Source organism: Burkholderia sp. IDO3 (assembly GCF_003366075.1).
Taxonomy (GTDB): Bacteria; Pseudomonadota; Gammaproteobacteria; order Burkholderiales; family Burkholderiaceae; genus Burkholderia; species Burkholderia anthina.
On the sequence record NZ_CP028962.1, the window covers coordinates 1,487,170 to 1,510,140 of the forward strand.

Below are 22,971 nucleotides of genomic sequence, written 5' to 3' on the forward strand. Positions count from 1 at the left end.
TATAGGCGAAAGTCAGTGTCCGGCCTGGCGCGCGCGCCGGCGGGCCAGCCGCGAATGCACGCCGCCGAACACGAGCGGCACGAACAGCAGCGTCGAAACGGTTGCGAACAGCAGGCCGCCGATCACCGCGCGGCCGAGCGGCGCGTTCTGCTCGGCGCCTTCGCCGAGACCGAGCGCCATCGGCACCATCCCGATGATCATCGCGAGCGCCGTCATCATCACCGGCCGGATCCGCGTCGCGCCGGCTTCCAGCGCGGCCGTGAGCGGCGGCGCGCCGGCCGCGAGGCGCTGCCGCGCGAACGACACCACCAGAATACTGTTGGCGGTCGCGACGCCCACCGTCATGATCGCGCCGGTCAGCGCCGGCACGCTCAGATGCGTGCCGGTGATGAACAGCATCCACGCGATGCCCGCGAGCGCGGCCGGCATCGCGCTGACGATGATCAGCGGGTCGAGCCACGACTGGAAGTTCACGACGATCAGCAGGTAGACGAGCACGATCGCCATCGCGACACCCGCGCCGAGGCCGAGGTACGACGTGCGCATCGTCTCGACCTGGCCGCGCACCGACAGGTCGGTGCCGCGCGGCAGCGTCGCGCGCGCGTCGGACACGACCCGGTCGATCTCGCCGGCGACCGAGCCGAGATCGCGGCCCTCGACGCTCACGTAGAGGTCGATCGCCGGACGGATGTTGTAGTGCGTGATCACGGCAGGGCCGATGAAGGGACGGATCCGCACGAGGTTGCCGAGCAGTTGCAGCGGCGTGCCCGTGCGGCCGCTCGCGGAAACCGGCGTGGCGAGCAGGTCGTTGATCGACGAGATGTCGTATTGCGGGGTCTGGATCTGCAGCGGGTACTGGACGCCCGTGCGCGGGTTGATCCAGAACGACGGGGTCGTCTGGGAACTACCGGACAGCGAGATCAGCATGTTCTGCGCGACGTTCTGCGCGGAGAGGCTGAGTTGCTGCATGCGCGTACGGTCCATGTCGGCCACCAGGGTCGGTTCGTCGTTGCGCTGCAGGACGTGCACGTCGACGGCGCCGGGGATTTGCCTGATCTTCTTCATCAGGCTGCTCGCGATAGCCATGTTACTCGCGAGATCGTTGCCGAGCACCTGCACGTCGATCGCGGCCGGCTGCCCGAAGTTGAGGATCTGCGTGATGATGTCCGACGGCTGGAAGAAGAATTCGACGCCCGGGAAGCGTTGCGGCAGCAGCGTGCGCAGCAGCCGCACGTAGTGCTGGGTCGAGCGGTGACCGGGCTTCAGCGCGATCATCAGTTCGCCGTCGAGCGTGCCGATCGTGCCGCTGTTGCTGTACGACAGGTTGATGCCGCTCACCGGCAGCCCGAGGTTGTCGACGATCGCGCCGAGCTCGTCGGGCGGCACGGCCTCGCGGATCACGCGCTCGACCTGGTCGGCGAGGCGCGCGGTTTCCTCGATCCGGTAGCCGGTCGGCGCGCGCATGTGCATCCGGATGTTGCCGGAATCGGCGTTCGGGAAGAAGTCGCGACCGAGCACGAACACGAGGCCGGTCGACAGCACGCAGAAGCCGAGGAAGCACATCGCGTAGAAGCGGCGGCGCACCAGCAGGATGCTCAGCAGCACGATGTACCATGCGCGCAGCCGCTCGAACGCGTCGTTGAACGCATGATGGATGCGTGCGAAACGCGACGTCGAATGATCGGGGCCGGTGCTCGCCTGTTGCGGGCGGAACAGCAGCATCGCGAGCGTCGGCACCAGCGTGCGCGACAGCACGTACGACGCGAGCATCGCGAATACCACCGCCTCGGCGAGCGGCACGAACAGGTAGCGCGCGACGCCGGTCAGGAAGAACATCGGCACGAACACGATGCAGATGCACAGCGTCGACACGAACGCGGGCACCGCGATTTCGCCGGCGCCTTCGAGGATCGCCTCGTGCAGGTTGGTGCCGAGATGCAGGTGCCGCTCGATGTTCTCGATCGTGACGGTGGCATCGTCGACCAGAATCCCCACCGCGAGCGCCAGCCCGCCGAGCGTCATGATGTTGATGGTCTCGCCGAGCGCGGACAGCGCGATCAGCGACGTGAAGATCGACAGCGGAATCGAGATGGCGATGATCAGCGTGCTGCGCCAGTTGCCGAGGAACAGCAGGATCATCATCGCGGTCAGCACGGCGGCGATCAGCGCTTCGTGAATCACCCCCTGCACGGCGGCGTCGACGAACACCGACTGGTCGAACAGCGGCGTGACCGTGAGCCCTTCGGGCAGCGTCGGGATCACCTTCGGCAGCAGCGCCTTCAGGTCCGACACGACTTTCAGCGTCGACGCGTCGCCGGTCTTCAGGATCGACATCAGCACGCCGCGCTGGCCGTTCTGGCGCACGACGTTGGTCTGCGGCGCGAAGCCGTCGCGCACCGACGCGACTTCGCGCAGGTAGGTCGTCGCGCCGTTGACGGTCTGGATCGGCAGGCCGTTGATGTCGGCGATCGTGTCGGCCGACGCGTTCGTGTCGATCCGGTATTCGGTCTGGCCCATCTTCGCGGTGCCGGTCGGCAGCACGAGGTTCTGCGCGTTGATCGCATTGACGATGTCGGCGGGCGTGAGGCCTTTCGCGAGCAGCGCCTGCGGATCGAGGTCGATCGCGACCACGCGCGTGCGGCCGCCGTACGGGAACGGGATCTGGGCGCCGCGAACCGTGATCAGTTGCGGGCGCAGGAAGTTGAGCGCGATGTCGGCGAGCGACTGCTCGCTGAGCGTCTTGCTCGACAGCCCAAGCTGGATCACCGGGATGCTCGACGCCGAATAGGTGATCACGAGCGGCGGCGTCGCGCCCTGCGGCATCTGGCGGACGATCGACTGCGCGGACGCCACCGTCTGCGCGATGGCCGTCTGCACGTTCGCGCCGGGTTGCAGGAACACCTTCACGACCGCGATGCCGGGCAGCGACGTCGACTCGATGTGCTCGATGTTGTTGACGGTCGTCGTCAGGCTCCGTTCATGAACGGCCGTGATCCGGTTGGTCATGTCCGTCGCCGAGAACCCGCTGTAACTCCAGATCACGCTGATGACGGGGATGTTGACCGCCGGCAGCACGTCGACGGGCGTGCGCATCAGCGCAAGCGGGGTGGCCAGCACGATCATGATGGCCATCACGATGAACGTGTACGGGCGCCTGAGGGCGAGATTGACGATCCACATGGAGGCAGCGGGACAGGCCGTGATCAGGCGTCGGTGAAGGGAACCCGAATGATAGGCGTCGGGGCTGAACGCGTTACTGACATGAAACTGGCGGAATTGTCAGTTTCGGGCGCGGTGCAGGCCGGCCGATTCGTCGGATGGAAAGCGGGCTGGCGCGGGAGCCGGGAAGCGGCTGCCGGATCGGCTGCGCGCGCTGCATCGACGCCGGTTTCGTTCATCGGGCCGCGCTCAGATCTGCTCCATGCCGACCCGCGCGAGCGCGGTCAGGTCGACGACTTCGATCTGGTTGTATGCGAGCCGCAACACGCCGAGTTTCTCGAGTTGCTGCAGCGCCTGGTTGATCCGCTGCCGCGATACGCCGACGAGCATGCCCAGTTCCTCCTGCGAGATCGCGAGCGACGGGCCGGTGTCCGGATACAGATCGGGATTGAACAGTTGCGCGAGCGCTTGCGCGACGCGTGCATCGACGTCGAGCAGCCGGCTGTTCTGGATCGATGCGATGAACTCGCCCATCCGGTTGTTCAACTGATGAATCACGAAGCGCGTGAACGGCAGGCTGGTGTCGAGCAGCGCATGGAACGTGTCGACCGGCACGAACAGCACGGTCGAGCGCTGAACCGCGACCACTTCGTATTTGCGCAGCTCGCGCTTGATCACGCTGCCTTCGCCGAACCAGCCGCCCGACGGCACGCCGGAAAACGTGCAGCCGCGTCCCGACGCATTGAAGATCGCCAGCTTCAGCAGCCCGCGATGCACGCCGATCCAGTACTCGGACGGCGCGAGTCGCTGCGCGATCACGTCGCCGGCCTCGCGCTGCTCGGCGCGCGACTGCGCGAGCACCAGCGCCTGATGTTCCGGCGCGAGCGCGCGGAACCACGCGCATTGCCCGAACAGCGTCGACAGCGCCGGCAACGGGCCCGGATCGAACGGCGTGCCGGCCGTGGTGGCCGGGGTGGCGGCCGCGTCGGGCGGCGCAACGAGGTGGTCGTGCATGGGTGCGGGTTTGCGAGGATAGGGATAACGCGCAGCGTTCGAAAGGCACTCTGTCGTTTCGATGACAGACGGCTCACAATAGCGCCCGTTAGGCTGTCGGCAATTGAACCACATCAAAACGAATCGGGGTGCATGCACTCCGGCTGAACACGAGACCGATGCGTGCGCCGCGGCGTCGATGCACGCGCCGGTCGACAGAAAACGGGAGACAGGATCATGACGCAGATGTTCGAGGCCGGACTCGGCCGCCGCGACGCCAACTACGTGCCGCTCACGCCGCTCGACTTCCTGGTCCGCGCGGCCGAAGTCTACGGCGCGCGCCTGGCCATCGTGCACGGCGACGTACGACGCACGTGGGGCGAAACCTACACGCGCGCGAAGCAGCTGGCGAGCGCGCTCGCGCAGGCCGGCGTCGCGCGCGGCGAAACGGTCGCGGCGCTGCTGCCGAACATCCCGGCGATGGTCGAGGCGCACTTCGGCGTGCCGATGGCCGGCGCGGTGCTCAACACCATCAACACGCGGCTCGACATTTCGTCGGTGTTGTTCATGCTGCGCCATGGCGAGGCGAAGGTGCTGATCGTCGACACCGAATACGCGGATCTCGCGCATCGCGCGGCGTTGGAGGTGCCGGGCCTGAAGATCGTCAGCGTCGCCGACGCGATGCCGGCCGACCCCGCGCGCTTCGCCGGCGCGACCGACTACGAAGCGTTCGTCGCGGGCGGCGACCCCGACTACGCATGGACGCCGCCCGCCGACGAATGGGATGCGATCGCGCTGAACTACACGTCCGGCACGACCGGCGACCCGAAGGGCGTCGTCTATCACCATCGCGGCGCGCATCTCGCGGCGATCAGCAACATCCTCGAATGGGACATGCCGAAGCACGCCGTGTATCTGTGGACGCTGCCGATGTTCCACTGCAACGGCTGGTGCTTCCCGTGGGCCGTCGCGGCGCGTGCGGGCGTGAACGTGTGCCTGCGCAAGTTCGATGCGAAGACGGTGTTCGACCTGATCCGCCGCGAACGCATCACGCATTACTGCGGCGCGCCGATCGTGCAGAGCGCGATCGCGAATGCGCCGGCCGAATTCCGCGAAGGCATCGATCACACGGTGCACGCGATGGTCGCCGGTGCGGCGCCCGCGCCGGCCGTGATCGCGAAGATGAAGGAGATCGGCTTCGACCTGCTGCACGTGTACGGGCTGACCGAGGTCTACGGCCCGGCGACCGTGTGCGCGAAGCAGGCGCACTGGGAAGCACTGCCCGATGAAGAGCGCGCGCGGCTGAACGCGCGGCAGGGCGTGCGCTATCACCTGGAAGCGGGGGCGACGGTGCTCGACCCGGACACGATGGCGCCGGTGCCCGCCGACGGCGAGACGCTCGGCGAGATCATGTTCCGCGGCAACATCTGCATGAAGGGCTATCTGAAGAACCCGCACGCGACGGATGAAGCCTTCCACGGCGGGTGGTTCCATACGGGCGATCTCGGCGTGCTGACGCCGGACGGCTATATCCGCATCAAGGATCGCCGCAAGGACATCATCATTTCGGGCGGCGAGAACATCTCGAGCATCGAGGTGGAGGATGCGCTGTACCGGCATCCGGCGGTTGCGGTCGCGGCCGTGGTCGCGATGCCCGACCCGAAGTGGGGCGAGGTGCCGTGCGCGTTCGTCGAGCTGCGCGAAGGCGCGAGCGCGACCGAGGCGGAGATCGTCGCGCACTGCAAGCAGTTGCTCGCCGGGTTCAAGGTGCCGAAGGTCGTGCGCTTCGGCGAGCTGCCGAAGACGTCGACCGGCAAGATTCAGAAATTCCAGCTGCGCAACGCGGTCGGATCGGACAAGGCGATCGATCTGGCGGGGGACAAGAAGTAAGTGACCGATGCGCGTGCAGGCGCGTGACACCGAGATGACCGGCAGTCGGCCGTCCAGTGACGGGCGGCCGGTTATCGGGGGAGCGCGGTGCGGCCTTGTACTTTGTGATGTCAGGCGTGGGCGAATTCTCGGGGCTCGATGCGCTTCTGGATCTCGCGGCCGTGGTCGCGCTCGGCGATTTTCAGGTCATAGGTGGCTTGCAGGTTCAGCCACGTTTGCGGATCGCCGCCAAAGTAGCGGGCAAGGCGCAGCGCCGTATCGGCGGTGATGCCGCGCCGCTCACGGACGATATCGTTGATGCGGCCGGCCGTGACGCCAAGTGCGCCGGCCAACGCGTTCGCGCTCATGTCGAGCGGGATGAGGTAATCCTCACGAAGAATTTCGCCCGGATGGACCGGGCGCATACCGTTTTTGAACCGGGTCATGTCAAGCTCCATTCAGTGATAGTCGGCGATTTCCACATCGGCCGGCCCGTCATCGCCCCATGTAAAGCACACACGCCATTGGCCGTTGATTCGGATGCTGTACTGGCCAACACGATCGCCCTTCAGTGCCTCAAATCGGTTGCCGGGCGGTGATTTCATCGCGTCCAGCGTCGCCGCGTTGTCAAGTTGCGTAAGACGACGCATTGCGACATCGGCAATGTTGGCGAATTGTCTGCAACGTCCCGTTTCGAAAAGCTGCCGCGTGTCTTTGCATTTGAACGACTGGATCATTGCCACATCTTATGCCGTTTATCGATAAACGGCAAATCTGCAGCCGGCCGGCAAAATTCGCAAGATCCACCCGGGCAATGTGCGTCGCGCACCTCAATGCACGACGAGCCACGCGATTACCAGATACCGGCCGACTTTCGCGATCGTGACGATCGCGAGGAAAGTCGGTAGCGGCTCGCGCAGCACGCCGGCGATCATCGTCAGCGGATCGCCGATCACCGGCGCCCAGCTCAGCAGCAGCGACCAGCGGCCATAGCGCCTGTACCAGCCCTCGGCGCGCGCGAGCGCGGCCGGCTTGACCGGAAACCAGCGGCGATCGCGGAAATGCTCGATGCCGCGGCCGAGCACCCAGTTGATCGCCGAGCCGGCGACGTTGCCGACGCTCGCGACCAGCACCAGCGCCCACACGGGCTCGCGCCCGGCGAGCAGCAGGCCGGCGAGCACGGCTTCGGACTGGAGCGGAAACAGGGTCGCGGCGACCATCGACACGGCGAACAGGCCGCCGTAAGTGAGCAATTCGGACATCGCGCGATTGTACCGGCCGCGCATCGGCCGGCCGCGATCGGCTGCTTTTTCGAGGGGCCGGCGGCGGGTGACGCGGCACCCGCGTGCGCAGCCGCCCGGGCTTCGACCTCAGTTCCAGCCGACCATGATTGCGCCCATCCCGACCAGCAGCCCGCCCGTCACGCGATTCATCGCGCGCATCCGCGCCGGCCGTTGCAGCGCGCGGCTCAGCCGGTGCGAGAACAGCGCCATCGACGCGACGCCGCCGGCGAACAGCACCGCGAAGGTCGTCGCGAGCAGCAGGAACTGCGCGTTCAGGCTCCAGTCGGTGTTCGGGACGATGAACTGCGGAAAGAACGACGGAAAGAACAGCAGCGTCTTCGGATTCAGCCCGGACGTCGCCACGCCGCGCCAGAACAGCGCGCGCCCGGTGTCGGCGCCGGATGCGGCGGCGCCGGTTTCGGCCGACGCGGCAGGCGCGTTCGCCGGGGCGCGGCTGAGCCATTGCTTGCAGCCGAGCCAGACGAGGTATGCGGCGCCTGCCCAGCGCAGCACGGTCAGTGCATGTTCGTTGAGATGAACCAGCGAATTCAGGCACAGCGCGGTCAGCGCGAGTTGCAGCAGCACGGCGAGCGTGCCGCCCCATACGCACGGCAGCGCGCGGCGCCAGCCGGTGCGCAGTGCCTGGTTCATCGTGAGGAGGTTGACGGGGCCGGGAGCGTAGATGAGAACGGCGGATGCAGCGAGGAACGACAGATAAAGCCTGAACGACATGACGGGATAGTACGGGAACAGGGAAATCGGGCGCCGGCCCGGCAGCCGGATAGGCCGCGCGGGAGGCGGGGAATCGCATGCCTGCAGGTCCGGCGCCGCAACTCGTGATTGCGGCCGGGCGTCCCGGTGCGAGGGGGTTGTCGCGGGGAGCGTGCCGGACCACAGGCATGGAGAAAATGTATCAAGCGGGCCGATTAAAAGGCTTCCTGTTTTCCAGCAAAACGGACCCGAAACCGGAATGCTGTTCAGATAGAATGCCGATTTTCAGTAGAAGATTCTTCCTGTTATGGCTACCCGCGAACGCTCGCCGAAAACCCTCGACAATCAGGACCGCAAGATCCTCGGAGCGCTGCAAAAAAATGCGCGCCTGTCGAACGCCGAACTGGCCGAGCAGATCGGCATGTCGACCACCGCATGCTGGAACCGCACGCGGCAACTCGAACTCGACGGCTACATCGACGGGTATGTCGCGCTCGTCAACCAGAAGATGCTCGGTTACGCGGACATCGTGATTCTCGAAGTCACGCTCGATCGCCACGAGGACGACGCGCTGGCGCGCTTCGGCGCCGAACTCGCGGCACTGCCCGAGGTGCTCGAGGCGTATCTCGTGTCGGGCGAATATGACTACTGGATCAAGGTCGCGGTGGACGGCACGGCCGGCTACGAACGTTTCCTGCGCGAGAAGCTGTACCGGATTTCGAGTATCCGCCACAGCCGCTCGATGTTCGCGCTGCGGTGCATGAAGGATGTGCCGTCGATTCAGGTCTGACGGGACAGCGTCGGGCCGGCGATCCGTCGCGGCAACGATGGATTCGGCTGCGCTGAAGAAGGGCGGTGATCGGGCTGCGCGGCGCGTGTGCGCGGCCCTGAACCGTTTACGGGCGGGACAATGCCGGCGGGGCCGGAAAACGGATGAATCTTCCGCGGCGACCCGGCGCGACGCGATGCCGCGGCATCGCGCGTCGCGAGCGCACGCAGCGGCCAGCTGCTGCGTTGACCGATGCGTGAAACTCAGCATCGGCCATTACCCATGGCGCTCGCATCGTGCCGAGGCCATTCGAACCAGGACCATGCGGCCCTGTTTCATGAAATTCGTCCGGCGCTCCGATGCCGGACGCGGCGGCCTTGCGGCGCGCGTCCCGACACGCGGATCGGACGGTTATCGTGCCGCCGGCCGGCGGCCAGTGGCCAAGCTTAGTGCGGCAGGCGTGCGTGCGCTTCAGCGATGACTTCGCAGTTTTCCAGGTGGAGCGACCAGGCTTCTGCGATCAGCTCGCCAACACGTGCGAGCCAGCCAGCGGATTCGGTGGAACGGTTCGAGACATTAGACGTTTGCATGACGAAACCCCAGAGAAGTAGTGGATTAGGGATAACCCTAATCATAAAGAAACTTCACCGCTTTGTGAAATGCGATTTCGTTATATGAGAATTACTGACATTCTCTGTTGCTGCTGCGCAACACGGAAAGCGTGCATGCGGATCGTCGTGGCGAACAGGCGCGCCGAGGCCGTGGCAAGCACGGCCTCGCATCGAGGAAATGGAAAAAGGGAGGGCAGCCGGGGCGGATGAGCGGCGGTAGTACGGCGATCAGGTGCCGATCCACCCGAACCGCCACGACAGCCGGCGCGTCGCCGCGAGCAGCGTATGCGCGAGCGCGCTGTCCGGCCCGCGCGGGAAGCCGCGCGACGAGCCGATGATCGCGATCACGAGCCGGATGCTGCCGGTGTGATCGAACACGGGCGCGGCGATCGTGCCGATGCCGGGCACCGGCGCGTCGAACGCAAAATCGAGTTCGTCCGCGCGGATCGCCGCAAGCCGCGCGCGAAACGCGTCGTCGACCTGCGCCGCGCCGCCGGCAAGGCGCACCGGTTCGTCGGCCAGCAGGCCGGCCAGCACGTCGTCGGACATGCCGGCCGCGAAGATCCGGCCGATCGCCGTATTGACGAGCGACATCACGGTGCCGACCTGCAGGCTCACGTGCTGTGGCCGTGCCGATTCCTCGAGCCGGATCACGGTCGGCCCGAGCGGCCCGAGCGTCGCGGCCGCCACGCTCATGTCGGTCGCCCCGGCGAGCGCGACGATTTCGGCTTCCGCATCGCGTGTCGGCGATACGCGCTGCATTGCGATCAGGCCCAGCGCCTGCGCGAGCGGGCCGCCGCCGAAGCAGCCGGCGTCGTCGCGGCTCAGCAGGCCGATTTTCTGAAGGCTCACCAGATGCGGGAACGCCTTGGCGGCCGGCATCCCGGCGGCGGCCGCGAGGTCGCGCAGCGGCAGCGCGCGGCCCGCCGACACGAGCGCGAGCAACAGCTCGCCGGTGCTGTCGAGCGCATTGATGCCGCGTTGCGTCTTCGCGTCGTCACCGAGCGCGGGCGGCACGCGCGGCGTGGCCGGCGTCGCGGCCGGCACGGCCGGCGGTGCGTCGCGTCCCGCGTCGAGCGACGCGGTGGCTTGCCGCGCGGCGTCGCGCAACGCCGTCGCGATCGGGCCGTCCCAGCCGACGTCGATCGACCCGGTCGAACCGATCACGGTCAGCGCGAGTGGCAGGCACCCGTCGGCATCCAGCACCGGCACGCACATCGCGCTGACGCCGGGGCTCGGCCGGTCCACACCGCGCTCGATCCCGCGCGTGCGGATCGCGTCGAGTTCGGCCTGCTGCGCGCGGGCATCGGTCGCCGGCTGCTCGCCTTCCGCGCCGGCGAGCGTGTCGCCCGCGCCGGCCTGGCTGGCCGCCATCGCGTCGAGTTGCGCGGGATCGCCGAAGGCGCGGAACACGCGGCCGGTGGCGGTCGTGTCGAGCGACATCACCGACCCGACGTGCAGGTTCACGTGCAGCGGATAGCCGCCGTGCTCGATGCGCACGATCGTCGGGCCGAGCGCGCCCGGCACCGACAGTGCGACGCTCAGGCCCACCGTCTCCGCGAGCCGCGCCGCGTGCGGCAGCGCCGCGCGATAGGCCGGCTGGCGTTCGATCGACATCAGCCCGAGCCGCAGCGACAGCGGGCCCGGTTCGTAGTTGCCGGTGATCGCGTCGCGTTTGACGAGCGCGAGGCGCGTCAGGCTCACGAGATAGGTGTGCGCCTGCGCGGTCGACAAGTCGGCCGCGCCCGCCAGCTCCGACAGCCCGAGCGGCTTGCGCCGGCGCGCGAACGCGTCGAGCAGCCGGCCGCCGACCTCGACGCTCTGGATGCCGCGCTGCGCCTTGGGCGGCGCGTCGTCTGCGCTGACTTCGTGGTTCTGCACGCGATGATTCTTCCGTTGACGAAACCCCGCATGGTATCCGACGCCATTTCCCGCGCCAGCCCACACGTTTACCCGTATTAAACAATAGCAAGAAGATTTGCCATTGACAAATATTTGGCGCAGGACGATGATCCGCTCACTCCCCTCAACACATGGCTCGCAGCCACGGAACGCCACATGGCCAAAGCATTCGCATCCCAAGCCGATCTGGAAGAGAAGAAGGTCACCTGGACGAAGCTGTCCGAGAACGCATACGCGTACACCGCCGAAGGCGACCCGAACTCGGGCGTGATCATCGGCGACGACAGCGTGCTGATCGTCGATACGACCGCGACGCCCGCGATGGCGCAGGACTTGATCGCGAAGATCCGCAGCGTGACGGACAAGCCGATCAAGCACGTGGTGCTGTCGCATTACCACGCGGTGCGCGTGCTCGGCGCATCGGCGTATTTCGACGAAGGCGCGCAGCAGGTGATCGCGAGCCGCGGCACGTACGAAATGATCGTCGAGCGCGGCGAGGCCGACATGAAGTCGGAGATCGAGCGCTTCCCGCGCCTGTTCGCGGGCGTCGAGACGGTGCCGGGCCTCACGTGGCCGACGCTCGTGTTCGAGCGCGAGATCACGCTGTTCCTCGGCAAGCTCGAAGTGAAGATCATGCACGTCGGCTCGGGCCATACGAAGGGCGACACGATCGTCTGGCTGCCGTCGCAAAAGGTGCTGTTCTCGGGCGACCTCGTCGAATACGACGCGGCCTGCTATTGCGGCGACGCGCAGCTCGAACAATGGCCGGCCACGCTCGAGGCGCTGCGCGCGCTGGGCGCCGAGAAGCTCGTGCCGGGCCGCGGCCCCGCGCTGCTGAATCCGGCCGACGTGAACAAGGGCCTCGACTACACGAAGGATTTCGTGACGACGCTGCTCGCGCAGGGCCGCAAGGCGGTGGAGCGCAAGCTCGACCTGAAGGCGTCGATGGCGCTCACGCGCGAAGCGATGGATCCGAAGTTTGGCCACGTGTTCATCTACGAGCATTGCCTGCCGTTCGACGTGTCGCGCGCGTTCGACGAGGCGAGCGGCATCACGCATCCGCGCATCTGGACCGCGCAGCGCGACAAGGAAATGTGGGCCGCGCTGCAGGACTGAGCGGGTCACGACGGCGGGGCGTCCGGGCGGACGTCCCGCCGTTCTTCTGAAGGCTCGTGAATGGCGGCGGCGTTGTGCCGCGGCCCACGGCGCCGATTTCCGGTTTCACAAGAAAGCAGGGCGCATGCACGCCCTCGGAGACTGCTGCGCGCTCGATTCGCGCGGCCCGTTTGGAGAGAGACATGCCCCGATCGCTTCCCGCCGAAGCGACGATCGCGCACGCGAGTGCCGCGGCGTCGACTTCCGCATACGAGACTTCCGCCTATGCGTCCGGATCCGAATCCAGCGACGCGCTGCTGTTCCGCAAGATCGCATGGCGGATCGTGCCGTTCCTGTTCCTCTGCTACGTCGTGTCGTTCCTCGACCGCATCAACATCGGCTTCGCGCAATTGCAGATGAAGCACGACCTCGGCTTCAGCGATGCGATGTACGGCCTCGGCGCCGCGGTGTTCTACGTCGGCTACGTGTTCTGCGAAGTGCCGAGCAACATGCTGCTCGCCCGCTTCGGCGCGCGCCGCACGTTTACGCGGATCATGCTGCTGTGGGGCCTCGCGTCGACCGGGATGATGTTCGTGTCGCAGCCGTCGCATTTCTACGTGCTGCGCTTCATGCTCGGCGTGTTCGAGGCCGGCTTCTTCCCCGGCATCGTGCTGTACCTGACCTACTGGTTCCCCGCGAACCGGCGCGCGGCGGCGATCTCGGTGTTCTTTGCGGGCGTCGCGGTCGCCGGCGTGCTCGGCGGCCTGATGTCGGGCTGGATCATGCGCGACATGAGCGGCGTGTTCGGGCTGCACGGCTGGCAGTGGATGTTCGCGATCGAAGGCGCGCCGGCCATCGTGCTCGCGTTCTTCGCGTTCACGTATCTGGTCGACCGGCCGCAGGACGCCGCGTGGCTCGCGTCCGATGAAAAGGCGCGGGTGGCGGCCCTGTGCGCGGACAGCCGCACGCACGGCGCCGCGCACGACGCGCGCAGCGTGGCGGCCGCGCTCGCGAATCCGCGCGTCTACCTGTTCGCGTTCATCTATTTCGCGCTGACCTGCGCGTCGCTGACGCTCAATTTCTGGATGCCGCTGATGATCCGCGACTTCGGCGTGACCGATGTCGTGGCCGTGAGCCTGTATACGGTCGTGCCGAACGCGGTCGGCGCGGTGGGCCTGATTCTGATCGCGCGTCACTCGGACCGCACCGGCGAACGCCGCAAGCATTTCGCGTGCTGCACGATCGGCGGCGGGCTCGCGCTCGCGGCCTTGACGCTGCATCTGCACAGCTTCGCGGCGATGCTCGCGTGCCTGTCGATCGCGGCGACGCTGATCTTCGCCGCGCTGCCGATCTTCTGGGCCGTGCCGACCCGCTACCTGTCGGGCAACGCGGCCGCGGCCGGGATCGCGCTGATCAGCAGCATCGGGATCACGAGCGGCATCGTCAGCCCGTGGGTGATCGGGATGATCCGCACGCGCACCGGCAGCATGGATCTCGCCGTGTACCTGCTCGCCGCACTGCTCGCGCTGAGCGGCGCCGCGCTGATGCTCGGCGTGAAGGGCGAACCCGTGTCGCGCGACTGAACGCGGCCGGTCGCTGCCGGCGGGCGGCGGCGACCGGCGTTCGATTTTCCGGCCCGCATTCGTACGCGGTATTCGTACCCCGCATTCGCATCCATCGAGGAGACGATCGATGTCAGCCCCTCTTCAAGCGGACGCCGCGCAAGCGGTCGCGTCCGGTTCCCGCGCGTCGGACAACGACGCGCTGTATCGCCGCATCGGCATGCGGATCGTGCCGTTCCTGTTCATCTGCTACATCGTGTCGATCCTCGACCGCAGCAACATCGGCTTCGCGCAGTTGCAGATGCGGCAGGATCTCGGCCTGACCGACGCGATGTACAGCCTCGGCGCGGTGCTGTTCTTCGTCGGCTACGTGCTGTTCGAGGTGCCGAGCAACGCGCTGCTGCGCCGCTTCGGCGCGCGCCGGACGTTCGCGCGGATCATGTTCCTGTGGGGCGCGGTGTCGGTCGCGATGATCACCGTCGACAGCGCGAAGCATTTCTACGTGCTGCGCTTCCTGCTCGGGCTGTTCGAAGCAGGCTTCTTCCCGGGCGTCGTGTTCTACCTGACGTACTGGTATCCGGCGCGCCGGCGCGCGTCGGTGCTGTCGATCTTCTATGCGGGCGTCGCGGTGGCCGGGATGATCGGCGGGCTGCTGTCGGGCTGGCTGATGCGCGGGATGTCCGGCGTGCTCGGGCTGCACGGCTGGCAATGGATGTTCGCGATCGAAGGCGCGCCCGCGATCCTGCTCGGCGTGATCGCGTGGTTCTGGCTGTGCGACCGTCCCGAGCACGCACGCTGGCTGTCCGACGACGACCGGCAACGGCTGGCGGCCGATCTTGCCGCCGATCGCGCCGGCGCACCCGCGCATGTGGCCGGGTCGCTGCGGCAGGTGCTGGCCGAGCCGCGCACCTACCTGTTCGCGTTCATCTATTTCTCGCTGACGACCGCGCTGCTGATGCTGCTGTTCTGGATGCCTTTGATGATTCGCGAATTCGGGATTCACGACGTCGTGCAGATCAGCCTGCTGTCGATCGTGCCGAACGCGGTCGGCGCGGCCGGCCTGATCGCGATCGCGCGGCGTTCGGACCGCAAGCGCGAACGGCGCCGGCACTTCGCCGCGTGCGCGTTCGGCGGCGCGGTGGCGCTGGCGTTGCTGACGCTGCATCTGCAGAGCATCGTCGCGATGATGGCGCTGCTGTCGATCGCGGCCATGCTGATCTTCGCCGCGCATCCGGTGTTCTGGGCTGTGCCGTCCGCGTATTTCGCGGGCGCCGGCGCGGCCGGCGGGATCGCGCTGATCAGCAGTATCGGCGTATCGAGCGGGATGATCACGCCGTGGATCGTCGGGGTGATCCGCACGCGAACCGGCGGCATGGATCCGGCCATGCTGATGATCGCGGCGCTGCTGGCCGCGTGCGCGGTCGCGATGCTGCTGGGCGTGCGCGCCACGCCGCGCGAGGCGGCGCAATCGTAGCGTTGGGGGCGTGAGCGACGGCGCGACCCGTCGGCGGGCCGCGCGAAGGGCGGCGCGCGGCTACGCCTGATAGACCTCGATCCGGTTGCGGCCGTGTTCTTTCGCGACGTACAGCGCCTTGTCGGCACGCGACAGCGACTGGTACGCGCCGAAGTCGGACATCCGCATCGCGTCGATCCCGATGCTGACCGTCAGCGCAACACGCTGATCCTCGTGCATGAGCCGCGTGTCTGCCGCGCGCCGCTGCACGCGCAGCGCGAGCGCGAACGCCGCGTCGACCCCCGCGCGCGGCAGCACGATCGCGAATTCCTCGCCGCCGATGCGCCCGACGATGCCGTCCGGCCCGATCTCCGCGAGCAGCAGCCGCGCGAAATGGCGGAGCGCGCGGTCGCCGAGCGGATGGCCCCAGCGGTCGTTCAGCGCCTTGAAGTGGTCGAGATCGAGCATCAGCACCGCGGCGTCCTGGCCGGTCGCGCGCACACTGCGCAACACGGCCTCGCTTTGCCGCATGAACGCGTGGCGGTTCGGCAGCTGGGTCAGATGATCGGTCGTCGCCATCCGGTGCAGTTCGGCCTCGATGTGCTTGCGCTCCGTCGCGTCCGTGATGAAGCCGTGCCACACCGTGCCGCCGTCGGGCGTGCGTTGCGGGCGCGCGTCGCCTTCGCGCCAGCGCAGGCCCTGATCCGGCAGCATCACCCGATATTCGAGCCGCCACGGCGTCAGCCGCTCCGCCGACGCTTGCAGCGACTGACGGTATGCGGGCAGATCGGCCGGATGGATCCGGGTTTCGACCGCATCCGCGTCACCGGCGATCTGTTCGGGCGTCAGCTCGTAGATGTCGCACACGCCGGCGCTCGCATACGAAAAGAAGCGGCGGCCGTCGGCCGCCTGGCGCAGCTTGAACACGAGGCCCGGCACCTGGTCGGTCAGGCTCGTGACGAGCGTGGCGGAATCGCGCAGCCGGTCGGCGAGCTCACGCAGCGCGGTGATGTCGGTGGTCGTGCCGACCATGCGCAACGCGCGGCCGTTGTCGTCGCGCGCGATGACCTTGCCGCGGCTGCAGATCCATTTGTACGCGCCGTCCTTGCAGCGGATGCGGTGCTCGACCGCGTAGCTGTCGGTCCGGCTCTCGAAATGCGCGAGCATCGTCGCCTTCACGTCGTCGACGTCGTCCGGGTGCAGTCGTTCGTACGCGTCCTCGATGCGGCTGGTCAGCTCGTGCGGCGCGTAGCCGAGCAGCGCCTTCCATGCCGCCGAGTAATGAATTTCGCCGGTTTCCACGTTGCGATCCCAGACGCCGGTGCCGCTTTCCGTCAGCGCCAGCGTGGTCAGCGCGCTGTGTTCCTCGATCGCGCCGAGCCGTTCCCGCAGCGCGGCTTCCGAGATTGCGCGGCCGATCGCATGTTCCGCCAGCGTGGCCAGATCGTCCAGGAGGGTGCGTTGCGCGATGTCGAGCGCGAAGTCGCCGTCGCTCACGACGCACAGCGCGCCGAGGCGCGCACCGTCCGGCGCGATCAGGTCGCAGGCTGCGGCGATGTGCGGTGCGTGACGCGCATGCGCGCTCGCATCGGGCGCGACGAATCGTCTGCCGACAGGCGACGTGCGGGCGGTATGGGCGGTGTGGGCGACCTGAGGCGGGAACAACACGGAAGGTAGCGACGCGGGCAGCGTTCCGTCGAACGCGAGCACGCATTGCGCGCCGGCCTCTCCGTGCACGACCAGCGCGCCGGCCGCGCCGACCTGCGCACGTGCGATCCGGCACAGGGTTTCCAGCTCGGGTAACGGCGCAAACGCGGGCCGGCCATCGGCGGGCACGCTGGAAGGGCCAGGCGCGTCGCCGGCCCCGGTGGTGAACATACGGAACCGCATGGTCGAATTTCGCAACGGTCGATAGCGCCGATGATCGGACGAATGCCGGAGCGCAACTCCGGAAACTGCAATCGTAGAGATTACTGTTGCGGGGAGGGCATGGCAAGCGGGTCGGAACGCGCCGGGGATGGTGCGAAACGCGGTGACGTCGGGGCATCGCGGCAGCGGCGGCTCGCATGCCATCGGCGCCATTCGAATCGACGGCTTTACGCTGAAAACGGGGCAGTCGCCGGCGACGGCGATCGAGCGGCCGCGGCTCGAGGCCGCGCGTCTGATGATCGAGCGGAGCCGGCATCCGCTCGACGTGATCGCGAAGGCGGCCGGCTTTCGCGACCGGCGCTGTTTGCGCGACGCATCCATGCGCGGTTTCGGCGTGCCGTCGCTGGCGATTCGGCGCAGGGACGAACGCGAGATGGCCTGAAGCGCCCGAACCCGAACGGGCCGAAACCGGCTGCGCGGTTGCTCAGCGCGTGACGAACGGCGCCGCGTCGTTCGGCGCCGTGCGCGCATGCTTGCGCTGGCGCAACAGCGCGACCCGGCAATTCTCGCGCGCGGTCTCACGGCCATCGTCGTCGAGCAGTACCAGATCGCCGCGCATCACGTTGAGCGTGATCACGTCTTCGCCGGGCGCGCCGAGCGTTTCCGGCGTGTGAACCGAGCCGGCCGGTTCGAGCACCGTCGAGCCGGCCTGCGCGATCCAGTCGTACTCGAGGTAGCGCCACGCCCCCTGCAACGTATGGACGAACACTTCGCCGTCGTGACGATGGCGCGGCAGCGTGCCGCCGGCCGGCATCTTCAGCAGCGCGGTCAGCGTGTCTTCGGCCGCATTGATATGCAGATACTTGATCGCGAGCCCCGGCAGGTCCGCGCTCATCGGCAGCCACGGCAACGCATCGCCGGGCAGGCACGAAATCGGCGGCAGGTCGGTGGGAAGCGGGGCGGACGGCTGCGTCATGGCGGAAGGCGGTGCGGGAACGGGAAGCCCGCATTATCGCAGAGCCGGATCGGGCCGAAGAACGGGGGCGGATTGCGTGCGGCGCCGATGGACCGGTCACGCGCCACCTCCGAGGGCATATTTACAGCTTAACTGTACAGTTTTCCTGTAGATGTGCTATCTTGAATTCATGAACACGTCATCCTCGCCCCCCGAAGCGCTGCATCTGGCCGGACTCGCCGGCGAACTCCGCATCTCCGTCAGCAAGCTGATGCGGCGGATGCGCGAGCAGACCCACCCGAACGATCTGACGTCGTCGCAGAAATCGGTTCTGCTGCGTCTCGATCGCGACGGCGCGGCGACCGTTTCCGCGCTCGCGCGTGCCGAAAGCGTGCGGCCGCAGTCGATGCGCATGACGGTGGCGACACTGGAGTCGATGGGCGCCGTCAGCGGCGCACCCGATCCGACCGACGGCCGGCAGACGCTGATCGCGCTCACGCCAGCGTTCCGCGAGCGGCTGCAGGCCAACCGCGCGGCCAAGGACGACTGGCTGTTCCGCGCGCTGCATGCGCAGCTGTCGACACACGAGCAGGCCGAACTCGCGGCGGCCGTGCAACTGCTGCAGCGGCTCGCGGAATTCAACGACGGCGCGCCCGCGCGCCCGACCGACCTGCCCGGCGGGAGGCATGCCTGAACATGAACATCCTGCATCTCGTGTGCTGTTTTTTCGGCGGCGCCTTCCTGGCGAATGCCGTCCCGCATCTCGTCAGCGGGCTGCGCGGCGAGCCGTTCCAGACGCCGTTCGCGACGCCGCCCGGCCGCGGCCTGTCGTCGTCCACCGTGAACGTCGTGTGGGGCGTCGTCAATCTCGCGATCGGCTATGCGCTGCTTTGGCGGATCGGCCGTTTCGACCTGATGCGTACCGCCGACGCGGCCGCATCCGGCCTCGGCGTGCTGGCGCTCGGCCTGTATCTCGCGCGGCACTTCGGCGCGCTGCACGGCGGCAACGCTCCGGAGCGGCCATGAGCGTGCCGGCCGCGGGCGTGTTCCGTTCGCTGCGCAGCTTCAACTACCGGGTCTGGGCGGCCGGCGCGCTGGTGTCCAACGTCGGCACGTGGATCCAGCGCACCGCGCAGGACTGGCTCGTGCTCACGCAGCTCACGCACCACGACGCGTCGGCGGTCGGCATCGTGATGTCGCTGCAGTTCGGCCCGCAGCTCCTGCTGCTGCCGTGGACGGGCTATGCGGCCGACCGCTTCAACCAGCGCCGGCTGCTGATGACGACCCAGGCGCTGATGGGCGGCCTCGCGCTCGCGCTGGGGCTGCTGACGGTCACGGGCGTCGTGCGGCTGTGGCACGTCTATCTGTTCGCGTTCCTGTTCGGCTGCGCGTCGGCGTTCGATGCGCCGGTGCGGCAAACCTTCGTCGCGGAACTGGTCGGCGACCGCGAGCTCGCGAACGCCGTCGCGCTCAATTCGACGTCGTTCAACGCGGCGCGGATGATCGGGCCCGCGGCGGCCGGCTTCATCATCGCGTCGGTCGGCACCGGCTGGGCGTTCCTGATCAACGGCGTCAGCTTCGTCGCGGTGCTCGCGTCGCTGTCGCTGCTGCGCGCCGGCCAGTTGCGCGAGAACGCGCGCGCCGGCCGTGCGAGGGGGAGCCTACTCGACGGGTTCCGCTACGTGTGGCAGCGCCCGGACCTGAAAGCGACGCTCGCGATGCTGTTCCTGATCGGCACGTTCGGGCTGAATTTCCCGCTGTTCATCTCGACGATGGCGGCCGGCGTATTCCATGTCGACGCGCGCGGCTTCGGGATCCTGTCGTCGATGATGGCGGTCGGCACGATCTCCGGCGCGCTGCTCGCGGCGCGCCGCGAACGCCCGCTGTTCCGGCATCTGTGGATCGGCGCGACGGTGTTCGGCGTCGGCTGCACGTTCGGCGCGATCGCGCCGAGCTACTGGCTGTTCGCGGCGGCGCTCGTGCTGACCGGGATCGCCGCGATGACCTTCACCACGTCGACCAATGCGCTGATGCAACTGTCGACCGAGCCGGCGATGCGCGGGCGCGTGATGGCGCTGCGCCTCGCGGTCGCGTTCGGCGGCACGCCGATCGGCGCGCCGGTCGCGGGCTGGGTCGCGAACCATCTGGGCCCGCGCTGGGCGCTCGGCGTCGGCGCGGCGTCCGGGTTCGCGGCGGCGCTCGTCGCCGTCTATTTCCTGATGCGGATGCGGCGACGCGCGCAGGCCGACGGCGGCGCGTGAGCGGGCCGGCAGCCCGGCCGCGGCTACGCGTTGCCGTCGGCCCGCTGCGCCGCCGCATGCGCGGCTTCGAGGCACGACTGGAACAGCAGCGCCGCCCGTGACGGCCGCGGCGAGCGCCGCAGCAGGCTCACGAACCGGCACCGGTAGTTGAACCGGTGCGGCGCGATCGCCTGCATCAACCCCTTGTTTTCGAAGCTTTCCGCGTAATGGTCGGGCAGGAAGCCCAGGTAGCGGCCGGACAGGATCAGCGTCGCGATCGATTCCTGGTCCGACGCCGTCGCGCTGCGCGTGAGCTTCGCGCGGTGGCTCAGTTCCATGTTCGGCGAGTGGAAGCCGAGCCCGGCGAACGCATGGTCGCGGATCGTCGTCCACGTGAGCTTGCCGTGCGGCGCGTCGTACAGCGGATGCTGGCGGCCGCAGTACAGCAGCATCCGCTCGTCGAACAATTCCGCATACACGAGGCTGCCCGAGCTGCGGTGCGCGGGAATGATCCCGACCTGATAGCTGCCGTCGATGATCCCGCGCTCGACTTCGTTGATCGACGCGACATGCAGGTTCAGGGCGACGTCGGGCGCTTCGTCGGCGAACTGGCGGATCGCGTCGCCGAGCCGTGCATTCGCGTTGGTGGCCGTCTTGTCGAATACGGCGATGTGCAGTTCTCCGCCCATCTTGTCGTGAATGCCGTCAATCCGGCTGCGAAATGCTTCCATCGACGCGAGCAGCCGCAACGTTTCCTCGTATACGGTCTGGCCTTCGGCCGTCAGCGTGAAGCCCGCGCGGCCGCGCCGGCACAGCACCAGGCCGAGGCGCGTTTCGAGATCCTTCACGTGCCGGCTGATCGTCGAAATGCCGATATTCAGCTCGAGTTCGGCCGCCGCCATCCCGCCGCACTGCACGACGCCCTTGAAGACCCGCAGCAGCCGCAGGTCCATGTCGCTGAGCTGCCCGAGCAGCGCGCGACTCTTCGGTTTCTTTGCTTGCATAGTTGCGCAAGTGAACATTGATATTGCGATATTCAAAAGACTAATTGGCGTCCCGACAATGCGCAACATCAACACAAGGAGGAGGGGCGCGCCGCGCCGACCGACATGACCGACACGACCATCGCCAACCAGCACCAAGAGACGAATCTCCGTACCGACGCCGCCTGGCTCGACGCCCACTGGATGCCGTTCACGGCGAACCGCCAGTTCAAGTCGGACCCGCGCATGATCGTGTCGGCCAAGGACGCGTATTACACGGACGGCGAAGGCCGCAAGATCTTCGACGGCCTGTCGGGCCTGTGGTGCACGGGCCTCGGTCACGGCCGCGCCGAAATCACGGAAGCCGTGAGCCGCCAGGTCGCGCAGCTCGACTACGCGCCGGCGTTCCAGTTCGGCCATCCGAAGTCGTTCGAGCTGGCGAACAAGATCAAGGATCTGACGCCGGCCGGCCTCGACTACGTGTTCTTCACGGGTTCGGGCTCGGAAGCGGCCGACACGTCGCTGAAGATGGCCCGTGCGTACTGGCGCGCGAAGGGCAAGGGCACGAAAACGCGCCTGATCGGCCGCGAGAAGGGCTATCACGGCGTGAACTTCGGCGGCATCTCGGTCGGCGGGATCGGCGCGAACCGCAAGCTGTTCGGCCAGGGTCTCGACGCCGATTTCCTGCCGCACACGCAACTCGCCGAGAACACGTTCTCGCGCGGGATGCCCGAGAACGGCGCCGATCTGGCCGATCGCCTGCTCGACCTGATCACGCTGCACGACGCATCGAACATCGCGGCCGTGATCGTCGAGCCGTTCTCCGGCTCGGCGGGCGTGGTTATTCCGCCGAAGGGCTATCTGAAGCGCCTGCGCGACATCTGTACCGCGCACGACATCCTGCTGATTTTCGACGAAGTCATCACGGGCTTCGGCCGTGCCGGCGCGATGACGGGCGCCGACGCGTTCGGCGTGGTGCCGGACATCATGAATTTCGCGAAGCAGGTGACGAACGGCGCGCAGCCGCTCGGCGGCGTGATCGCGACGAAGGAAATCTACGACACGTTCATGGCCGCGGGCGGCCCGGAGTACATGCTCGAGTTCCCGCACGGCTACACGTACTCGGCGCACCCGGTTGCATGCGCGGCCGGCGTCGCGGCGCTCGACCTGCTCGTGAAGGAAGACGCGGTGAACCGCGTGCGCGATCTCGCGCCGCATTTCGAGGCGGCCGTGCACGGGCTGAAGGGCCAGCGCCATATCGCGGACATCCGCAACTACGGGCTGGCAGCGGGCCTGACGATCGCGGCGCTGCCGGGCGAGCCGGCACGGCGCCCGTACGAGATCGCGATGCGCTGCTGGGCGAAGGGCTTCTACGTGCGCTACGGCGGCGACACGATCCAGCTCGCGCCGCCGTTCATCGCCGAGAAGCGCGAGATCGACAATCTCGTGAACGCGCTGTCCGACGCGCTGAACGAAGTGGACTGAGCCGCGGCCCGTTCCCGGCGATAACCGAATTC

At 67.7% G+C, this 22,971-nt stretch carries 19 protein-coding genes and 1 pseudogene; 10 read left to right on the top strand and 10 right to left on the bottom strand.

Annotation, left to right across the window (positions count from 1 at the left end):
• Positions 1-12: 12 nt before the first annotated feature.
• Complete coding sequence (locus DCN14_RS06855; RefSeq protein ID WP_096498824.1) at positions 13-3,180, bottom strand: efflux RND transporter permease subunit; 3,168 nt, start codon at positions 3,178-3,180, stop codon at positions 13-15.
• A gap of 228 nt (positions 3,181-3,408) precedes the next feature.
• Complete coding sequence (locus DCN14_RS06860) at positions 3,409-4,173, bottom strand: Crp/Fnr family transcriptional regulator (protein WP_096498822.1); 765 nt, start codon at positions 4,171-4,173, stop codon at positions 3,409-3,411.
• 216 nt (positions 4,174-4,389) lie between these two features.
• On the opposite strand from DCN14_RS06860, the gene DCN14_RS06865 reads away from it, so the two are divergent.
• Positions 4,390-6,042, top strand: coding sequence for an acyl-CoA synthetase (locus tag DCN14_RS06865; RefSeq protein WP_096498820.1), 1,653 nt, complete (start codon positions 4,390-4,392; stop codon positions 6,040-6,042).
• Positions 6,043-6,152: 110 nt separating this feature from the next.
• On the opposite strand, the gene DCN14_RS06870 is transcribed toward DCN14_RS06865, so the two are convergent.
• The 4 genes from DCN14_RS06870 to DCN14_RS06885 all read right to left on the bottom strand — a co-directional run bounded on the left by DCN14_RS06870 (position 6,153) and on the right by DCN14_RS06885 (position 8,036).
• Positions 6,153-6,467 (bottom strand): HigA family addiction module antitoxin, encoded by a 315-nt coding sequence (locus DCN14_RS06870; RefSeq protein WP_057930197.1) that lies wholly within the window; start codon positions 6,465-6,467, stop codon positions 6,153-6,155.
• A gap of 12 nt (positions 6,468-6,479) precedes the next feature.
• Positions 6,480-6,758, bottom strand: a complete 279-nt coding sequence (locus DCN14_RS06875; RefSeq protein WP_096498818.1) for a type II toxin-antitoxin system RelE/ParE family toxin — start codon at positions 6,756-6,758, stop codon at positions 6,480-6,482.
• A gap of 93 nt (positions 6,759-6,851) precedes the next feature.
• Positions 6,852-7,283 carry a YqaA family protein gene (locus DCN14_RS06880; RefSeq protein ID WP_096499311.1) on the bottom strand — a complete coding sequence of 144 codons (432 nt, stop codon included), beginning with the start codon at positions 7,281-7,283 and terminating at the stop codon, positions 6,852-6,854.
• Between the two features lie 108 nt (positions 7,284-7,391).
• On the bottom strand, positions 7,392-8,036 hold the full coding sequence (locus DCN14_RS06885; RefSeq protein WP_096498816.1) for a LysE family translocator: 645 nt from the start codon (positions 8,034-8,036) through the stop codon (positions 7,392-7,394).
• 286 nt (positions 8,037-8,322) lie between these two features.
• Between DCN14_RS06885 and DCN14_RS06890 the strand changes: the two genes are divergently transcribed.
• Positions 8,323-8,805: an Lrp/AsnC family transcriptional regulator gene (locus DCN14_RS06890; RefSeq protein WP_096498814.1), complete on the top strand. Its 483-nt coding sequence runs from the start codon at positions 8,323-8,325 to the stop codon at positions 8,803-8,805.
• 818 nt (positions 8,806-9,623) lie between these two features.
• Here DCN14_RS06890 and DCN14_RS06900 read toward each other — a convergent pair.
• Entirely contained in the window at positions 9,624-11,276 is a 1,653-nt protein-coding gene (locus DCN14_RS06900) for a helix-turn-helix domain-containing protein (RefSeq protein ID WP_096498810.1), read from the bottom strand.
• A 177-nt stretch (positions 11,277-11,453) separates the two neighbouring features.
• On the opposite strand from DCN14_RS06900, the gene DCN14_RS06905 reads away from it, so the two are divergent.
• The 3 genes from DCN14_RS06905 (at position 11,454) to DCN14_RS06915 (ending at position 15,428) form a co-directional block, all read left to right on the top strand.
• On the top strand, positions 11,454-12,413 hold the full coding sequence (locus tag DCN14_RS06905; protein ID WP_096498808.1) for an MBL fold metallo-hydrolase: 960 nt from the start codon (positions 11,454-11,456) through the stop codon (positions 12,411-12,413).
• 182 nt (positions 12,414-12,595) lie between these two features.
• Positions 12,596-13,975 (top strand): MFS transporter, encoded by a 1,380-nt coding sequence (locus DCN14_RS06910; RefSeq protein WP_096498806.1) that lies wholly within the window; start codon positions 12,596-12,598, stop codon positions 13,973-13,975.
• Positions 13,976-14,084: 109 nt separating this feature from the next.
• A complete protein-coding gene (locus tag DCN14_RS06915) occupies positions 14,085-15,428 on the top strand; it encodes an MFS transporter (RefSeq protein WP_096498804.1) in 1,344 nt (447 codons plus the stop codon).
• A 60-nt stretch (positions 15,429-15,488) separates the two neighbouring features.
• Here DCN14_RS06915 and DCN14_RS06920 read toward each other — a convergent pair whose 3' ends face one another.
• Complete coding sequence (locus DCN14_RS06920) at positions 15,489-17,297, bottom strand: sensor domain-containing diguanylate cyclase (protein ID WP_096498802.1); 1,809 nt, start codon at positions 17,295-17,297, stop codon at positions 15,489-15,491.
• A gap of 205 nt (positions 17,298-17,502) precedes the next feature.
• Here DCN14_RS06920 and DCN14_RS06925 point away from each other — a divergent pair.
• Positions 17,503-17,718: pseudogene (locus DCN14_RS06925) on the top strand (GlxA family transcriptional regulator); the annotation flags it as partial.
• Between the two features lie 42 nt (positions 17,719-17,760).
• Here the strand turns inward: DCN14_RS06925 and DCN14_RS06930 are convergent.
• A complete protein-coding gene (locus DCN14_RS06930; protein WP_096498800.1) occupies positions 17,761-18,252 on the bottom strand; it encodes a 2,4'-dihydroxyacetophenone dioxygenase family protein in 492 nt (163 codons plus the stop codon).
• A 169-nt stretch (positions 18,253-18,421) separates the two neighbouring features.
• Between DCN14_RS06930 and DCN14_RS06935 the strand changes: the two genes are divergently transcribed.
• The 3 genes from DCN14_RS06935 to DCN14_RS06945 are packed head-to-tail and all read left to right on the top strand — an operon-like array spanning position 18,422 to position 20,492.
• Positions 18,422-18,925 (top strand): MarR family transcriptional regulator, encoded by a 504-nt coding sequence (locus DCN14_RS06935; RefSeq protein WP_096498798.1) that lies wholly within the window; start codon positions 18,422-18,424, stop codon positions 18,923-18,925.
• A gap of 2 nt (positions 18,926-18,927) precedes the next feature.
• Positions 18,928-19,257 (top strand): hypothetical protein, encoded by a 330-nt coding sequence (locus DCN14_RS06940; protein WP_096498796.1) that lies wholly within the window; start codon positions 18,928-18,930, stop codon positions 19,255-19,257.
• The gene (locus DCN14_RS06945) at positions 19,254-20,492 is read left to right on the top strand and encodes an MFS transporter (protein ID WP_096498794.1); all 1,239 of its coding nucleotides are present in this window, start codon (positions 19,254-19,256) and stop codon (positions 20,490-20,492) included. Before DCN14_RS06940 ends, DCN14_RS06945 begins: the two co-directional genes overlap by 4 nt.
• Positions 20,493-20,515: 23 nt before the next feature.
• On the opposite strand, the gene DCN14_RS06950 is transcribed toward DCN14_RS06945, so the two are convergent.
• Positions 20,516-21,475: a LysR family transcriptional regulator gene (locus tag DCN14_RS06950; RefSeq protein WP_240327281.1), complete on the bottom strand. Its 960-nt coding sequence runs from the start codon at positions 21,473-21,475 to the stop codon at positions 20,516-20,518.
• 105 nt (positions 21,476-21,580) lie between these two features.
• Between DCN14_RS06950 and DCN14_RS06955 the strand changes: the two genes are divergently transcribed.
• The gene (locus DCN14_RS06955; RefSeq protein ID WP_096498790.1) at positions 21,581-22,939 is read left to right on the top strand and encodes an aspartate aminotransferase family protein; all 1,359 of its coding nucleotides are present in this window, start codon (positions 21,581-21,583) and stop codon (positions 22,937-22,939) included.
• The last annotated feature ends 32 nt before the right edge of the window (positions 22,940-22,971 follow it).